The organism is Acidimicrobiales bacterium, assembly GCA_035540975.1.
Lineage (GTDB): Bacteria > Actinomycetota > Acidimicrobiia > Acidimicrobiales.
Genome location: DATLFN010000074.1, coordinates 1 through 14018, shown reverse-complemented (window position 1 = coordinate 14018; position 14018 = coordinate 1). Strand labels below are relative to the sequence as shown.

14 protein-coding genes are annotated in these 14018 nt (G+C 74.2%); 6 read left to right on the top strand and 8 right to left on the bottom strand.

Features of this window, described 5'->3' with window-relative positions; translation table 11 throughout:
• Nucleotides 1-37: 37 nt before the first annotated feature.
• The 4 genes from VM242_08815 to galU form a co-directional block, all read right to left on the bottom strand.
• Nucleotides 38-1558: a radical SAM protein gene (locus VM242_08815; protein HVM05261.1), complete on the bottom strand. Its 1521-nt coding sequence runs from the start codon at nt 1556-1558 to the stop codon at nt 38-40.
• 66 nt (nt 1559-1624) lie between these two features.
• The gene (gene moaA / locus VM242_08810; protein HVM05260.1) at nt 1625-2617 is read right to left on the bottom strand and encodes a GTP 3',8-cyclase MoaA; all 993 of its coding nucleotides are present in this window, start codon (nt 2615-2617) and stop codon (nt 1625-1627) included.
• A 212-nt stretch (nt 2618-2829) separates the two neighbouring features.
• Nucleotides 2830-4044 (bottom strand): gephyrin-like molybdotransferase Glp, encoded by a 1215-nt coding sequence (gene glp / locus VM242_08805; protein HVM05259.1) that lies wholly within the window; start codon nt 4042-4044, stop codon nt 2830-2832.
• 1 nt (nt 4045) lies between these two features.
• The gene (galU, locus tag VM242_08800) at nt 4046-4930 is read right to left on the bottom strand and encodes a UTP--glucose-1-phosphate uridylyltransferase GalU (protein ID HVM05258.1); all 885 of its coding nucleotides are present in this window, start codon (nt 4928-4930) and stop codon (nt 4046-4048) included.
• Between the two features lie 94 nt (nt 4931-5024).
• On the opposite strand from galU, the gene VM242_08795 reads away from it, so the two are divergent.
• The 4 genes from VM242_08795 to VM242_08780 all read left to right on the top strand — a co-directional run bounded on the left by VM242_08795 (nt 5025) and on the right by VM242_08780 (nt 7521).
• Nucleotides 5025-5348, top strand: a complete 324-nt coding sequence (locus VM242_08795; protein HVM05257.1) for an FmdB family zinc ribbon protein — start codon at nt 5025-5027, stop codon at nt 5346-5348.
• A gap of 10 nt (nt 5349-5358) precedes the next feature.
• Nucleotides 5359-6168 (top strand): S-methyl-5'-thioadenosine phosphorylase, encoded by an 810-nt coding sequence (locus VM242_08790; protein ID HVM05256.1) that lies wholly within the window; start codon nt 5359-5361, stop codon nt 6166-6168.
• 56 nt (nt 6169-6224) lie between these two features.
• On the top strand, nt 6225-6899 hold the full coding sequence (cpaB, locus tag VM242_08785; protein HVM05255.1) for a Flp pilus assembly protein CpaB: 675 nt from the start codon (nt 6225-6227) through the stop codon (nt 6897-6899).
• A gap of 61 nt (nt 6900-6960) precedes the next feature.
• The gene (locus VM242_08780; protein ID HVM05254.1) at nt 6961-7521 is read left to right on the top strand and encodes a type IV toxin-antitoxin system AbiEi family antitoxin domain-containing protein; all 561 of its coding nucleotides are present in this window, start codon (nt 6961-6963) and stop codon (nt 7519-7521) included.
• A 377-nt stretch (nt 7522-7898) separates the two neighbouring features.
• On the opposite strand, the gene VM242_08775 is transcribed toward VM242_08780, so the two are convergent.
• The 4 genes from VM242_08775 to VM242_08760 are packed head-to-tail and all read right to left on the bottom strand — an operon-like array spanning nt 7899 to nt 12151.
• The gene (locus VM242_08775) at nt 7899-8732 is read right to left on the bottom strand and encodes an undecaprenyl-diphosphate phosphatase (GenBank protein HVM05253.1); all 834 of its coding nucleotides are present in this window, start codon (nt 8730-8732) and stop codon (nt 7899-7901) included.
• 31 nt (nt 8733-8763) lie between these two features.
• On the bottom strand, nt 8764-10110 hold the full coding sequence (locus tag VM242_08770) for a TldD/PmbA family protein (GenBank protein HVM05252.1): 1347 nt from the start codon (nt 10108-10110) through the stop codon (nt 8764-8766).
• Nucleotides 10107-11507: a TldD/PmbA family protein gene (locus tag VM242_08765; GenBank protein ID HVM05251.1), complete on the bottom strand. Its 1401-nt coding sequence runs from the start codon at nt 11505-11507 to the stop codon at nt 10107-10109. Before VM242_08765 ends, VM242_08770 begins: the two co-directional genes overlap by 4 nt.
• 44 nt (nt 11508-11551) lie before the next feature.
• Nucleotides 11552-12151, bottom strand: a complete 600-nt coding sequence (locus VM242_08760) for a hypothetical protein (GenBank protein HVM05250.1) — start codon at nt 12149-12151, stop codon at nt 11552-11554.
• A 57-nt stretch (nt 12152-12208) separates the two neighbouring features.
• Between VM242_08760 and VM242_08755 the strand changes: the two genes are divergently transcribed.
• Nucleotides 12209-13147 carry a lysylphosphatidylglycerol synthase transmembrane domain-containing protein gene (locus tag VM242_08755; protein HVM05249.1) on the top strand — a complete coding sequence of 313 codons (939 nt, stop codon included), beginning with the start codon at nt 12209-12211 and terminating at the stop codon, nt 13145-13147.
• Between the two features lie 5 nt (nt 13148-13152).
• Nucleotides 13153-14018: phosphatase PAP2 family protein (locus tag VM242_08750; protein HVM05248.1), on the top strand; the 866-nt coding region annotated here is incomplete at its 3' end.

Genomic DNA, 14018 nt, shown 5'->3' with positions numbered 1-14018 from the left:
GTGTCGCGGCGCCGGCGAGGCGGCGGGGCGCAAGGGCTCAGACGCCCGAGTCGGCCTTTGCCGCGCGGGCCTGCGGCTTTGCTACGAACTGGGCGACGGCGGTCGTGATGGCCTGCGACGCCGGCGCCGTGCTGGTGACCAGCAGGTCCTTCAGGTCCCCCGGGTCGGCGACGTAGCGCGGGCGCTTCGTCTCGTGGGGCCGGAAGCGCCGCGCGTAGTTGGCGTTGGTGAGGGTGATCGTGGTGCCCACCACCGGGTTGAGGCGCATGCCGACGTGGCGCCGCCACCGCCGCCAGCGCCGGTTCCCGGCGTAGAAGGTCCGGTATGCCCGCCACAGGCCGTCCTGGAGTTGCTGGCGGGTCATCCGGGCCGGGTCGAAGACGGCGTGGTACAGGTCGTACTCGCCCCAGTCGTAGCTGACGATGCGCCCGTCGCCGGCCATGCGGGCGAAGGTGTGCGTGCCCGGAAGGGGCGTGAGGATGGAGAAGTGGGCGGCGTCCACCTCGATGCGATCCACGAACTCGGCCGTGTCGTCGAACACGTTGGGCTCGTCGGCGTCGAACCCGAAGATGAAGCCGCCCTCCACCAGGATGTTGTGGTCGTGCAGGCGCTTGATCGACTCGCCGTAGAGGTGGGGCCGGTTCTTCTTGTTGCACTCCACGAGCGTCTCGCGGGTGATGCCCTCGAAGCCGGTGAAGAGCACCGTGCAGCCGGCCCGTGACACGAGGTCGACCATCTTCGGATCGCCGGCCAGGCCGATGGACGCCTGGGCGGCCCACGAGAACTTGAGGCCCGAGCGGATGATCGCCTCCGACATGGCCGCCGAGAACTCGAGGTCGGCGGCGAAGTCGTCGTCCAGGAACGTGACGTGGAAGAAGGGGCCGAACTTCTGGCCCCGCCGGTCGAGGACGCGGATCTCCTCGACGATCTCGTCGGGATCGCGATGGCGCGAGCCCCTCCCGTTGATGCGGATCACCGAGCAGAAGTCGCAGTTGAAGCGGCAGCCGCGCGTGGTCTGGACGGTGTTCCGGGGCAGGTACCGGCCCCACGGCGTGTTCTCCAGGAGGTCGGTCCACTCCCCGACCCTGGGCACCGCCGACATGTCGCCCCACGTCCCCTGGTAGACGCCGGCCATGCGCCCGGCCGCCGCGTCGGCCAGCACCCGGGGGAACACCGACTCGGCCTCGCCGACCACCACCGCGTCGGCGTGACGGAGCGCCTCGCCCGGCAGCATCGAGGGGTGGACGCCGCCCAGCACGACGGGGACGCCGCGCGCCCGGTAGGCGTCGGCCAGCTCGTACGCCTGGGGCGCCAGCATCGTCCAGACGCTCAAGCCCACCAGGTCGGGCGTCTCCCTGGGCAGGATGTCGGCGTTGAGGTCGACGTAGCGCACCCTCCAGCCCTCGCGACGGGCCAGGGCGGCGAGCACGAGCAGCGCCATGGGCGGCATGCGGTGGCCGAACGTGCGGTGGATGCCGAGGCCCGCCCATGGCGGCATCACCAGGTGTACGACCGGTGCGTCCTCGCCCGGGAGCGAACGGCCAGCGGGCCGGGCCATCTGCCCGCAGACTAGACGGTGGCGGCCGCCGGCGCCTCGGGCCGCCCGACCGCCCGGATCAGTGGCTCAGCCGCCGATCTGGCTCATGCTGCGGGCCGGGCGGACGAAGTGGACGTCGCCGATGCGGTGGCCGGACCACTTGCGCCCGACCTCGGCCTCGATGGCGGCCGCCACGTCGTCGTCGGTGCCTCCACCGCGCAGCACGGCCCGGAGATCGGTCTCCCGCACGGCGAACAGGCAGTGGCGGAACTGGCCGTCGGCCGTGAGCCGGACCCGGTCGCAGGTGTCGCAGAAGCTGCGGGTGACGCTCGCCACCACGCCGACGTCGCCGGCACCGTCGCGGTAGCGGAACCGGCGGGCGGGGGCGCTGCTCGGCCCGGCGACCGCCTCCAGCGGGAAGGCGGCGTCGATCCTCGACACGATCTCGTCCATGGGCACGACGGCGCCCGCCTCCCAGTCGCCCGACGCGTCCAGCGGCATGAACTCGATGAACCGCATGGTGACGCCCCGCTGGCGGCCGAACGCGGCGAGGTCCACGACCTCGTCGTCGTTCACGCCGCGCGTGAGGACGCAGTTCACCTTGACGGGGGAGAACCCGGCGGCGACGGCGGCGTCGATGCCCTCGATCACGGCGGGCAGCTCGTCGCGGCGCGTCAGCGCGGCGAAGCGGTCGGGACGGAGCGAGTCGAGCGACACGTTGACCCGGCCCAGCCCGGCCCGCCGCAGCTCGGCCGCCATCCCGGCCAGGGTGACGCCGTTGGTGGTCATTGAGAGGTCGACGCCCAGGGCGGCCAGCTTGGCCACGAGCACGGGCAGGTGCGCCCGCACCGTCGGCTCGCCGCCGGTGATGCGGATGCCGTCGAAGCCGAACCGCTCGACGCACACCCGCGCCACCCGCTCGATCTCCTCGAAGGTGAGGATCTCCGAGCGGGGCAGCCAGGCCAGGCCGTCGGCCGGCATGCAGTAGGCGCACCGCAGGTTGCAGCGGTCGGTGACCGACACCCGCAGGTCGCGGACGGTCCGCCGGTAGGGGTCGACGAGGGGACGGGCGGGCACCATGGGGGCCCGACGACGCTAGTGCCGTGACCGGGAAGGTTTGCCGCGTTCGCTACCGCGGGGTCCGTGGCCGCACTCGCCGCCGGAGGCGGCCTCTGCGGCTGCGGGCACCGGGAAGGGGCAGGGCGGAGGCGGGGCGAGCTCCGCTCGCCCGCCGGAGCACCATCCAACTCGACCGAATGGAGTGAGCGAAGCGAGCGAATGAGGTCGAAGCATCAGGCGAGGAGCAGGACGTCCACGTCACCGCCCTCGTCGACGCCCGGGCCGTCGGGGACGAGCGCCAGCGCGTTGGACAGGGCCATGGCGTGGAGCATGTGCGATCCCTGACCGGCGGCGGGCGTGACGTGGCAGCGCCCGTCGACGCCCCACGCCGCCGTGACGCGCACCAGGTGGAGCTTGCCGTCGGCCCGGCGGGACAGCGCCTCGTCGGCCACCGCCCGCAGCCGGGGCCGGTGGACGTCGGCGTGGCCCATCATCGCCAGCAGGGCGGGCCGGGCGAACAGCTCGAAGCTCACCATCGACGAGACGGGGTTGCCGGGCAGGCCGAAGACGGGCGTGCCGGCGATCACCCCGAAGGCGAACGGCTTGGCCGGCTTCACCGCGACCTGCATCCAGTCCATGGTGCCGCCGGAGAGCTCGTCCAGCACCACCTTCACGTAGTCGAAGTCGCCCACGCTGACGCCGCCGCTGGTCACGACGGCGTCGCACAGGGCGACGCCGCCCCGCACCGCGTCGCGCAGGTCGCCCGGCGAATCGCCGCACCGGCCGAGGTCGACGGCCAGGCAGCCGGCCTGGCGGACCAGGGCGAGCAGCGTGGGCCGGTTGGAGTCCCGGACCTGCCCGGGGCGGAGCGGCCCGCCACCGTCGACCAGCTCGTCGCCCGTCGACAGCACCCCGACCGTGGCCCGGCGGAAGACCGGGACGTCCACCAGGCCCACGCTGGCCATCACGCCCAGGTGCCCGGGCCGGACGAGCGTCCCGGCGGGGAACACCTCCTGGCCCGGCCGGACGTCCTCGCCCGCCTCCCGGATGTGGTCGCCGGGCCGGGCGTGGTGGTGGACGACGACGGTGGCGCCGCCGAGGCCGGTCTCGGTGCGCTCGACCATCACGACCGCGTCGGCGCCCGGCGGGATCGGCGCCCCGGTCATGATCCGGGCCGCCTCGCCGGGGGCGACCTCCACACCGGGCCCGTCGCCCGCCGCGATCGATCCGACGACCCGCAGGGACACGGGCGGCGACGTGGTGTCGGCGGCGCGCACGGCGTAGCCGTCCATGGCCGTGTTGGCGAAGGGGGGGACGGCCTCCGTCGAGGACACGGGCGCGGCGGTGACCAGGCCCAGGGCGTCGGCCAGGGCGACCCGGTGCACGGGGAGGCGGGCGCACGCGGCCAGCACCCGCGAGCGCGCCGCGTCCACCGGGACCAGCGCCACGTCAGACCAGCTTCTTGCGCTCGACCAGCTCGACGAGGAACGACCGGAACGCCGGGCCCAGGTCCTCACGCTCGAGGGCCAGCTCCACGGTGGCCCGCAGGTAGTCGAGCTTGTTGCCGATGTCGTACCGGCCTTCCTCGAACACGTGCCCGTACACCGTCTGCTCCTTGAGCAGCAGCCCGATGGCGTCGGTGAGCTGGATCTCGCCGCCCGCCCCGGGCTCCACCTCGTCCAGGGCGTCGAAGATCTCCGGCGTGAACACGTAGCGCCCCATGACCGCCAGGTTGGACGGCGCGTCCTCGGGCTCGGGCTTCTCCACCAACCCGAGCAGCCGGACCAGCCCCTCCTCCACCGGCTCGGGCCGGGCGCAGCCGTAGGACGACACCTCGTGGCGGGCGACCTCCTTGAGGGCCACCACCGACCGGCCGTAGCGCTCGTAGATGGCCAGCATGTCCTCGAGCACCCGGCTCTCGTCGTGCATGATGTCGTCGCCGAGCATCACCACGAACGGCTCGCTCCCCACGTGCTGGCGGGCGACGCCGACGGCGTGGCCGAGCCCCCGGGGCTCACCCTGGCGCACGTAGTGGATGTCGGCCATGTCGGCGATGGCCCGGACCTCGTCGAGCAGGTCGCACTTGTCCTTTGACGCCAGCTCCGCCTCGAGCTCGAAGGACCGGTCGAAGTGGTCCTCCAGGCTGCGCTTGCCCCGCCCGGTGATGATGAGGATGTCGCGGATGCCCGCCCGTACCGCCTCCTCGACCACGTACTGGATCGCCGGCTTGTCGACGACGGGCAGCATCTCCTTGGGCTGCGCCTTGGAGGCGGGCAGGAAGCGTGTTCCCAACCCTGCCGCCGGGATCACGACTTTCCGGACCGTTCTCGTCATGGGGGCATCGTAGGGACGAGCGGGGCCGAGGTCGCCCGGGCCGTTACACTTGGCACTCGTACCCGTGGAGTGCCAACGAAGGGCGCAGCACCCGATGCCGACCTACGAATACGCGTGCAAGAGCTGTGGCGAGCATCTCGAGGTCGTCCAGTCCTTCCGGGACGACCCGCTCACCACCTGCCCGAAGTGCGAGGGCCCGCTGCGCAAGGTCTTCGGGAACATCGGCATCGCCTTCAAGGGCAGCGGGTTCTACAAGACCGACAGCCGCTCGTCCTCGGACGGAGGGAAGCCGGCGAAGGCCAAGGAGCCGGGCTCGTCCTCCGATGGCGGGTCGTCGGCCTCCAAGTCCCCCCCGTCCTCGTCGGGCTCGTCGGACAAGGCGGGGTCGGGCAGCGGCACCAAGGCCGCCGCCTCGTGACGCTCCGGCGGTGAGCCGGCCGCAGGCCGAGATCGGGGTCTTCGGGGGATCGGGGTTCTACTCGTTCCTCTCCGACGTCCAGCTCGTGCCGTTGCACACGCCCTACGGCAGCCCGTCGGCGCCCGTGGCCATGGGGACGGTCGGCGGCCGCTCGGTGGCGTTCCTCCCCCGCCACGGCGTGTACCACGAGCTGCCGCCCCACCGGGTCAACTACCGGGCGAACGTGTGGGCGCTGCGGGAGGTCGGGGTCCGGCGCATCATCGGGCCGTGCGCGGCCGGGTCGCTGCGGCCCGACGTCCGGCCCGGTGAGTTCGTGCTCGTGGACCAGCTGGTCGACCGGACCCGGGACCGGGCCGACACGTTCTTCGACGGCGGCGTCGTCGGCCACGTGGCCTTCGCCGACCCGTACTGCCCCGACCTTCGGGCGTCGCTGCGGTCAGCCGCCCGGGAGGTCGGCGTCACGGTGCACGACGGCGGGACGGTCGTGGTGATCCAGGGGCCGCGCTTCTCCACCCGGGCCGAGTCGGCGTGGTACCGGTCGTTCGGCTGGGACGTCATCAACATGACGCAGTACCCCGAGGCCTACCTCGCCCGCGAGCTCGGCCTGTGCTACGGCGGCGTCGCCCTCGTCACCGACTACGACACCGGGCTGGAGGGCGTGGACGGCATCGAGCCCGTCACGATGGACGTGGTGTTCAAGGTGCTGGCCGACAACGTCGACCGGACCCGGGCCCTGCTGTTCGCCGCCATCCCCACGCTGGCATCGGCGCCGGGGTGCTCGTGCGGCGACGCCCTTTCCAGCGGCCCGCTGGGCGCCTAGGTTCTCCACCGGTCGCTTCCCCCCTTTCCGGTCCTCCGCCTGGAAGGGAGCGCCCCGTGCGCCTCCGCCGTTCCCCCCTGCCGTTCTGGGCCCTGGCCGTCGCACTGTCGCTGGCCACCGGGCTGACGGTCGCCCGCCTGGCGGGCGAGGCCGCCGCCCGAGCCGACCGCCTGGGCGGCCTGGTCGACGTCCCCGTGGCGGCCCGCCCCATCGCCGCCGGTGCCGTCGTGGGGCCCGCCGACGTCGAGGTCCGCTCGCTGCCGTCGGCGCTGGTACCGTCCGGCCGGTTGGCGCGCTCGCCGGCCGGGCGGGTGGCGATCGTGCCGCTGGCGCCCGGCGAGGTCCTGCTCGCCGCCAAGCTGGCGCCGGACGGGCTCACGGGCGTCGCCGCCCTCGTCCCGCCCGGCCACCGCGCCCTGGCCGTGCCCGTCGACGCCGGCGCGCTCGCGCTCCGGCCCGGCCACCGGGTCGACGTGCTGGCCACCCTCGAGCTCGGCGGCGGCGCCCTGGTCGAGGGCGCCGCGCCCGCCGGGGGCGCCGCGCCCGCCGGGGGCGGCGCCACCGCGCCGACCTCCCCCGTCGCCGCGCCGACCTTCCCCGTCGCCACCGCCGCCCTCGTCGTCGACGCCGACGACGACGCCGTCACGGTTGCCGTCACCCCCGACGAGGCGCCCCGCGTGGCCTTCGCCCTCGCCCGCGGCACCGTCACCCTCGCTCTCACGAGCCCCTGACCCGTTCAGTCCGCGATGGCGCGCCAGGTGCTGGCGCGCTATCGCGATCCAAGGAGCCGTCGTGCGCCCCGACCACTGGATCCAGCTCACCGTCCTCGCCGCTGCACAGCACGGGCTCGTCACCGCCGCCCAGATCGCGGCGACCGGCACCAGCCGAAGGACCGTCACCCGGGCGGTCGCCTCCGGGCTCCTCCGGCGCGTTCGCCCGTCGGTGTACGTGGTCGCCGGGACACCGCCGTCGGTGTGGCAACCGCTCATGGCGGCCTACCTGGCGGCCGGGACCGGGGCGGTGGCGTCGCACCGCTCGGCGGGCGGCCTCCTCGGCCTGCCCGGCATCCTCCCGGGCGCCGTCGAGCTGACGTTCACCGGCCCCGCCCGCCGCCTCGCCGGCGCCCGCTGCCACACCACCGAGCTCCTCGACCACACCGACGTCGCCCGGGTGGGCGGCTTCCAGGCGACCTCGGCGGTGCGCACGATCATCGACCTCGCCGGCTCGGTCCACCCGACGCTGCTGTCGACCATGGTCGCCGAAGCGTCTCGCCGTCGGCTGTGCTCGGACGCCGCCCTGGGGCGTCGGCTGGCGGCACTCGGCGGCAGCGCCGGGCGGGGACGGTGGCGCTGACGGGTCGTCCTTGCCGGCCGCGAGGGCGGCGACAGCGGGCTGGAGGACCGGTGGCTCGGTGAGCTGGCCGACCGTGGGCTGCGCCCGCCGGCCCTCCAGCACCAGGTCGTCGTCGGGCGCCGGGTCCTCGTCCTCGACTTCGCCTGGCCGGCGGAGCGGGTCGGCGTCGAGGTCGACGGCTGGGCCGTCCATCGCGAGAGGGCCGTGTGGGACCGTGACCACGACAAGGTCAACGCCTACGCCGAGGCGGGGTGGACGGTCCTGTTCGTGACCTCCCGGACGCCGCCGGCCGACGTGGCCGCCAACTCCGCCAGTTCATCTCGCGATCACGCGCCACCCCCTGGCGCGCCATCGCGATGTGAACGGCCCAGGAGCCGTCAGCGGAGGGTGCTGGCGGCCACCGCCACAACGGCGACCCCGGCCACCACCCGGTAGGCGACGAAGGGGAGGAAGGAGCGGGAGCGGACGAAGCGGAGGAGGGCCCACACGGCGAGGAAGCCGGTGAGGGCGGAGGTGGCCATCCCCCAGGCGAAGGCGGCCCGGTACTCGGGCGGCACACCGGAGCCGGCCATCACGTCCAGCCCCTTGTAGGCGCCCACGCCGCCGATGATCGGCAGGCTCATGAGGAACGAGAGGCGGGCGGCGGCGTCACGCGAGAATCCCAGCCACCGGCCCATCGAGATGGTGGCGCCCGACCGGGAGACGCCGGGCTGGAGGGCCAGGGCCTGGGCGGCGCCCATGTAGACGACGTCGCGCACCCCGAACTCGCCTTCGCCGCGTTCGCCCGACAGCCGGTCCGCCCACAGCAGCACCAGCCCGAAGGCGACGAGCATGACGCCGATCAGCCACTCGGCGCCGAGCTGCTCCTCCACGAAGGAGTCGAGGGCCAGGCCGACCAGCCCGGCGGGGACGGCGGACAGCAGCAGGAGCCACGCCATCCGCTCCTCCGGCTCCTCCACCGAGCGCCGCCGCAGCGAGCGCCACCCGGCGCGGGCGAAGACCACGATGTCCCGGCGGAAGTAGGCGAGCGCGCCCACGAAGGTGCCGACGTGCAGCGCCACGTCGAACGTCCGGTTCAGCTCGGGGTTCTGCGCCAGCTCGTCCCACCCGAGCAGCCACGGCACGACGACGAGGTGCCCGCTCGACGACACGGGCAGGAACTCGGTCAGGCCCTGGACGATGCCGAGGACGATGGCGTGGAGGATGGGCAACGCGGGCGGGCGGCGCGAGCGGGCGGGCGGCTCAGGCGCCGCTCATGCTCATGCCGTCGATGGCGAGGGTGACGCCCGCCGCCGACCCCGGCAGCCACTCCAGGTCGTCGCCCACGGCGACCACGTCGCGGAGCATGCGCTGGAGCGTGGAGGCGATGGTGATCTCCCGCACCGGCTCGGCCAGCACGCCGTCCCGGAACAGGACGCCCTCGGCGCCCACCGAGAAGTCGCCGCTCACGGCGTTCACGCCCGAGTGCACGCCCGACACGCTCTGCACCAGCAGCCCGGTGCCCACCCGGGCCAGGATCTGGGCCTGGCTCTCGTTCCCCGGCGCCAGGGTGAGCGCCCGGCAACCGACTCCCGGCGGCGACTTGAACCCGCCCCGCACGGCCGATCCCGTCGACGCCACTCCGGCGCGCCGACCGGCATAGGTGTTGTAGACGAAGCTCCGCAGCAAGCCGGCGTCCACCAGGACGTTTCGGCGGGTGGCCAGCCCCTCGGCGTCGTAGGCCGCCGCGCCGTAGGCGTCGGGGTCGGTGGGGTCGTCGACCAGTGTGAGCAGCGGCGACGCCACTTCCTCGCCCAACCGGTTGGCGAACAGCGACCGGCCCTTCAGCACGGCCTCGCCGCTCAGCGTCCCCGCCAGGATGGACAGCAGCGTGGTGGTGATGCGGTTGTCCAGCACCACGGGCAGGCGGGCCGACGCAGGCTTGCGGGCGCCGAGCAGGCGGGTCGACCGCTCGACGGCGTCGGCCGCCGCCTTGTCGACGTCGAGGTCGGCCGGCGAGCGCCCCACCGAGTAGCCGCCGCCCGTCTGGGTCTCGTCGCCCTCGCCGGCCAGGGCGTAGGCCGACACGTAGCAGGCGGTGCGCCGCCACGACGCCGAGATCCCGGTGCTGGTGGCCACCGCCGCCTGGCCGGCACCGTCTCCGTAGCTCGACGACTCGACCGAGCGGATGCGGGGGTCGCCCGCCACGACTCGCCGCTCCAGGTCGAGGGCCAGGTCGACCTTGGCCTCCGGGGCGAACGACGCCAGGTCCTCGCGCCACAGGTCGAGGTCGGCCGCCGGGACGCGGTCGGGCAGGGCGAGGCCGACGTGCTCGTCGGGCGTCCCGAACCCGGCGTTGTCGCGGGCCTCGGCCACGGTCTCCTCCACCACCGCCGGGTCGAGCGAGCCGGCGTAGGCGAAGCCCTGCCGCCCGCCCGACACCACCCGGATGCCCACGCCCTCGGTGGTGGCGGAGGAGAGCGACTCGATCTCGCCGCCGTACACCACGACGCGGGTGTCGGAGCTGCGCCCGACGTACGCCTCCACCTCCTCGCCGTGGCGCGCCCACCCGGCGACCCGGCTGGCGGTCTCCAGGAGCGGTGAGGTCACGCGGCGGTGCCGCCGACGGTGATGCCGGTGACCCGCAGCGTCGGCTGCCCCATCCCCACCGGGACGGACTGGCCGTTCTTCCCGCACATCCCGCCGCCGCCGGCCATGGCGAAGTCGCCGGCCACGGCGTCGATGTGGCGCAGCACCTCGGGCCCGTTGCCGATCAGGTTGGCGTCGCGCAGCGGCACGGTCACCTCGCCGTCCTCGATGAGGTACGCCTCGGTCATCCCGAACACGAAGTCGCCGGTGGCGGTGTTGACCTGCCCACCGCCCATCTGGGCGACGTAGACCCCGTGGGGCGTCTGGCGCACCAGCTCCTCCGGGTCCTCGGTGCCGCCCAGCAGGTAGGTGTTCGTCATGCGCACCATCGGGAGGTCCTGGTAGCTCTGGCGGCGGCCGTTCCCCGAGGTGGCGTGGCCCGCCTTGCGGGCCCGCAGGAAGTCCCACATGTACTCGGTGAGCATGCCGTTCTCGATGAGCACGTTGCGCTGCGACGGCCGCCCCTCGTCGTCGACGGCGAAGGCGCCCCACTCTCGGCCCATGGTGCCGTCGTCGACCAGGGTGACGTGCGGGCTGGCGACCATCTCGCCGACCCGCCCGTGGTACACCGACGACTGCTTCTCGATGTGGTCGGCCTCCAGGCCGTGGCCGCACGCCTCGTGGAACAGGACGGCGCCCCGGCCGGCGGCGATCACCACGGGCACCACGCCGCTGGGCGCCGGGCGGGCGGCCAGCTTGGCCAGCGCCCGGGCGCTCGCCGCGCGCGCCACCTGCTCGACGTCCAGCTCGTCGAAGATCTCGAAGCCCATGGTGCGGGCGACGCCCTCGTACCCCGTCTGCATGCCCGTGTCGCCCCTGGCGACGGCGGTGACGCCGAAGCGGGTGCGGACCACCTCGTCCGACGCCATGAGCCCGTCCGAGTTGGCGACCTGGATGCGGCGACGGGAGTCGGCGTACCCGGCGCTCACCTGCACGACGGCGCCACGGTCCGGGCCCGAGCGGGCGGCGTCGTCGGCCCGCAGCAGCAGCTCCACCTTGCGGTCCTTGGGCACGTCCTCCGGCGCGATGCGCGCCCGGTAGGGCGACGCTGCCTCGCTGGCGGTGAGCGCCACGGTCCGGGCCCCGCCTCCCCCGCCCCGTGCGGCGGCGGCCGCCGCCTCGGCGGCCCGGCGCAGGCCTTCCTCGCTCAGGTCGCTGGTGTGGGCGAACCCGGTGGTGTCGCCGACCACCACGCGGATCCCCGCGCCCCGGTCACGACCCGAGGTCAGCTCCTCGACCCGCCGGTCGTCGAGGCGGGCCGACGAGATGCGCTTGTCCTCCACGAACACCTCGGCGAAGTCGCCGCCGGTGGCGAGGGCGGTGGCGAGGGCGCGCTGGAGCGACGAGGGGTCGAGCACGCCTCCGAGCGTACCGCCGGGCCCGGTGCCACCCCGGCGCCCCGTCACTCGCCGGCGAACTCGAAGAAGTCCACGGTGAGGAACTGGGGCAGCACCCTGGACCGGGCCTCGGGCCGCTCCGTCGTGTGGTCGCGCGGGATCTGGACCCGTCGCAGCCGGCCTTCGCCGTCCACCCACAGATCGACGTAGAAGGCGGGGGAGCCGAGGAGGCGGGCGAACTCCTGCATGGCCGGCCGCCGTTCGGGCGGCGTCTCGGCCACCGCCCGCTCGACGTTCACCACCGCCTCGTACCGGAAGGTGGACACGCCCCGCACCGCCGCGCCCCCGTAGGACTCGGCGGCGATGGCCCCCCGCACGAGGTCGACGACCGACCGGGGGTCGTTCAGCTCGGGGTACGGGGTGGCCTCGTCGCCGGTGGCCACCCGGGGAGAGGCGAAGTCGATCTCACCCGTGCGCCGGGCGTCCGGGGCGCCCGCCTCGAACCTGGCGGGCCCGGCCCGGAGGGTGCGATCGGGAGCGGCCTCGACGATCTCCTGGGGCTCGCCCCGGGGCCCGCCGGTGCGGTCGGCGCCGCACGCCGGGGCGGCGGCCAACACGGCCAGCGCGACCGAGGCCGCCCGGATCAGCCTCCCCATCCTCGCCATCCGGCGTTAACCTAGAGGGGTTCGACCAGGGGGAGCGAAGTGGGCCCGAGAACGTGGTTGCGGCCGGCGCTCCGGCTGGTGGCGACGGTCGCCATGCTGGCGTGGCTGTCCGGGCACGTCGAACTCTCGCAGCTCCGCGTCCCGCCGTGGCGCACCACGACGCTCCTGTGGCTGGCGGCCGCCACTGCGGCGACGTTCGCCGGAGTGGTGCTGTCCGCCCTGCGATGGCAGCGGGTGCTGTGCGCCCTGGACCTCCCGGCGCGCACCGCCACCCTGGTGCGGCACAACCTGGCCGGCATGTTCGTGGGCAACTTCCTGCCCACCACCATCGGCGGTGACGCCGTGCGGGTGAGCCGCCTGGCCGCGGGCAACGGCGAGACGCCGCGGACGGTCGCCTCCGTGGTGCTCGAGCGGCTCACGGGGTGGCTCGTCCTCCCCGTGCTCACCCTCTTCGGCCTGGCCGTCAACCCGGGGCTCGAGCGCCGGGCACCGGGCGCCGCCGACACGGCCCTGTGGGTGGCGGTGGCCACCCTGGTCGGCCTCGCCGTCGTCGTGGGCCTGGCCGCCAGCCCCCGGCTCGGAGGGCGGCTCAACCGCGGCGAGGGATGGCGGCGGTTCACCGGCGCCGTCCACGTCGGCCTCGAGCGGGTGCGATCGCGGCCGGGGCTCGCCTTCGAGATCCTCACCGCCGGCTTCGCGTACCAGTTGGCCGTCATGCTCGCCGTCCTCCTGTCCGCCAAGGCGCTCGGGCTGGCCGTCGGGTGGACGGCCATCCTCGCCTTCTTCCCCGTCGTCGCCATCGTGCAGGTCCTCCCGCTGACCGTGAGCGGGCTGGGGACCCGCGAGGCCGCGCTGGTCTTCTTCCTGGTCCCGCTCGGCGTCGCCCGGGCGGACGCCTTCGCCCTCGGGCTGCTCGTCTACTTCGTGAACCTCGGCGTGAGCCTCCTGGGCGCTCCCGCCTTCGCCCTCGGCAGCCGGGCGCGCGCCGTGGCGTGACCGCGGTGACGGTGTCCCGCCCCCGCCCCGTCGGGCGTCTCCGATGGTGGCGCGAGGTGCTCTACATCCTGCTCTTCTACTCGGTCTACACGTTCATCCGGAACCGGGGCGTGGCCACCGACTCGGTCGCCGAGGCACGCCGCAACGCCCTCGACGTCATCGACCTGGAGCGCCGCCTCGGGACGTTCTGGGAGGAGGCGATCCAGGACCGCTTCCTCGACTGGACCCCGTTCATCCAGTTCTGGAACATCTTCTACGGGACGGCGCACTTCGTCGTCACCGTCTTCGCCCTCGTGTACCTGTTCCGGCGGATGGCGTACCGCTACCCGCTGTGGCGGAACACCCTGGCGTGCACGACGGGCCTCGCCCTGGTCGGGTTCGCCTTCTATCCCCTGATGCCGCCCCGCCTGCTCGGCCCCGGGTTCGGGTTCGTGGACACCCTCCGGGACGTCGGCGGACTGTGGTCGTTCGACTCGGGGGCGGTGGCCAAGGTGTCCAACCAGTACGCGGCCATGCCCAGCCTGCACTTCGCCTGGTCGACGTGGTGCGCCCTCGTGCTCTACCCGGCGGCGCGCCGGCCCTGGGTTCGGCTGCTGGTGGTCGCCTACCCGGCGCTCACCCTCTTCGCCATCGTGGTGACCGCCAACCATTACTGGCTCGACGCCGCCGGCGGCGCCGCCACCCTGGGCGCCGGGTTCCTGCTCGGTCGTGCGGTCACCCGCGCCCTCGCGGCGCGCGGACGCCAGCCCCTCCCCGAGACGGTGGACGACCTGCCCGGAGACCCCGAGGCACACCTGGCGGCGGGCGCCAGCGCGGCCGAGGCCGAGGCCGAGACGGCCGCGGCCGACGCCGGGACGGGGGCGGCCGAAGC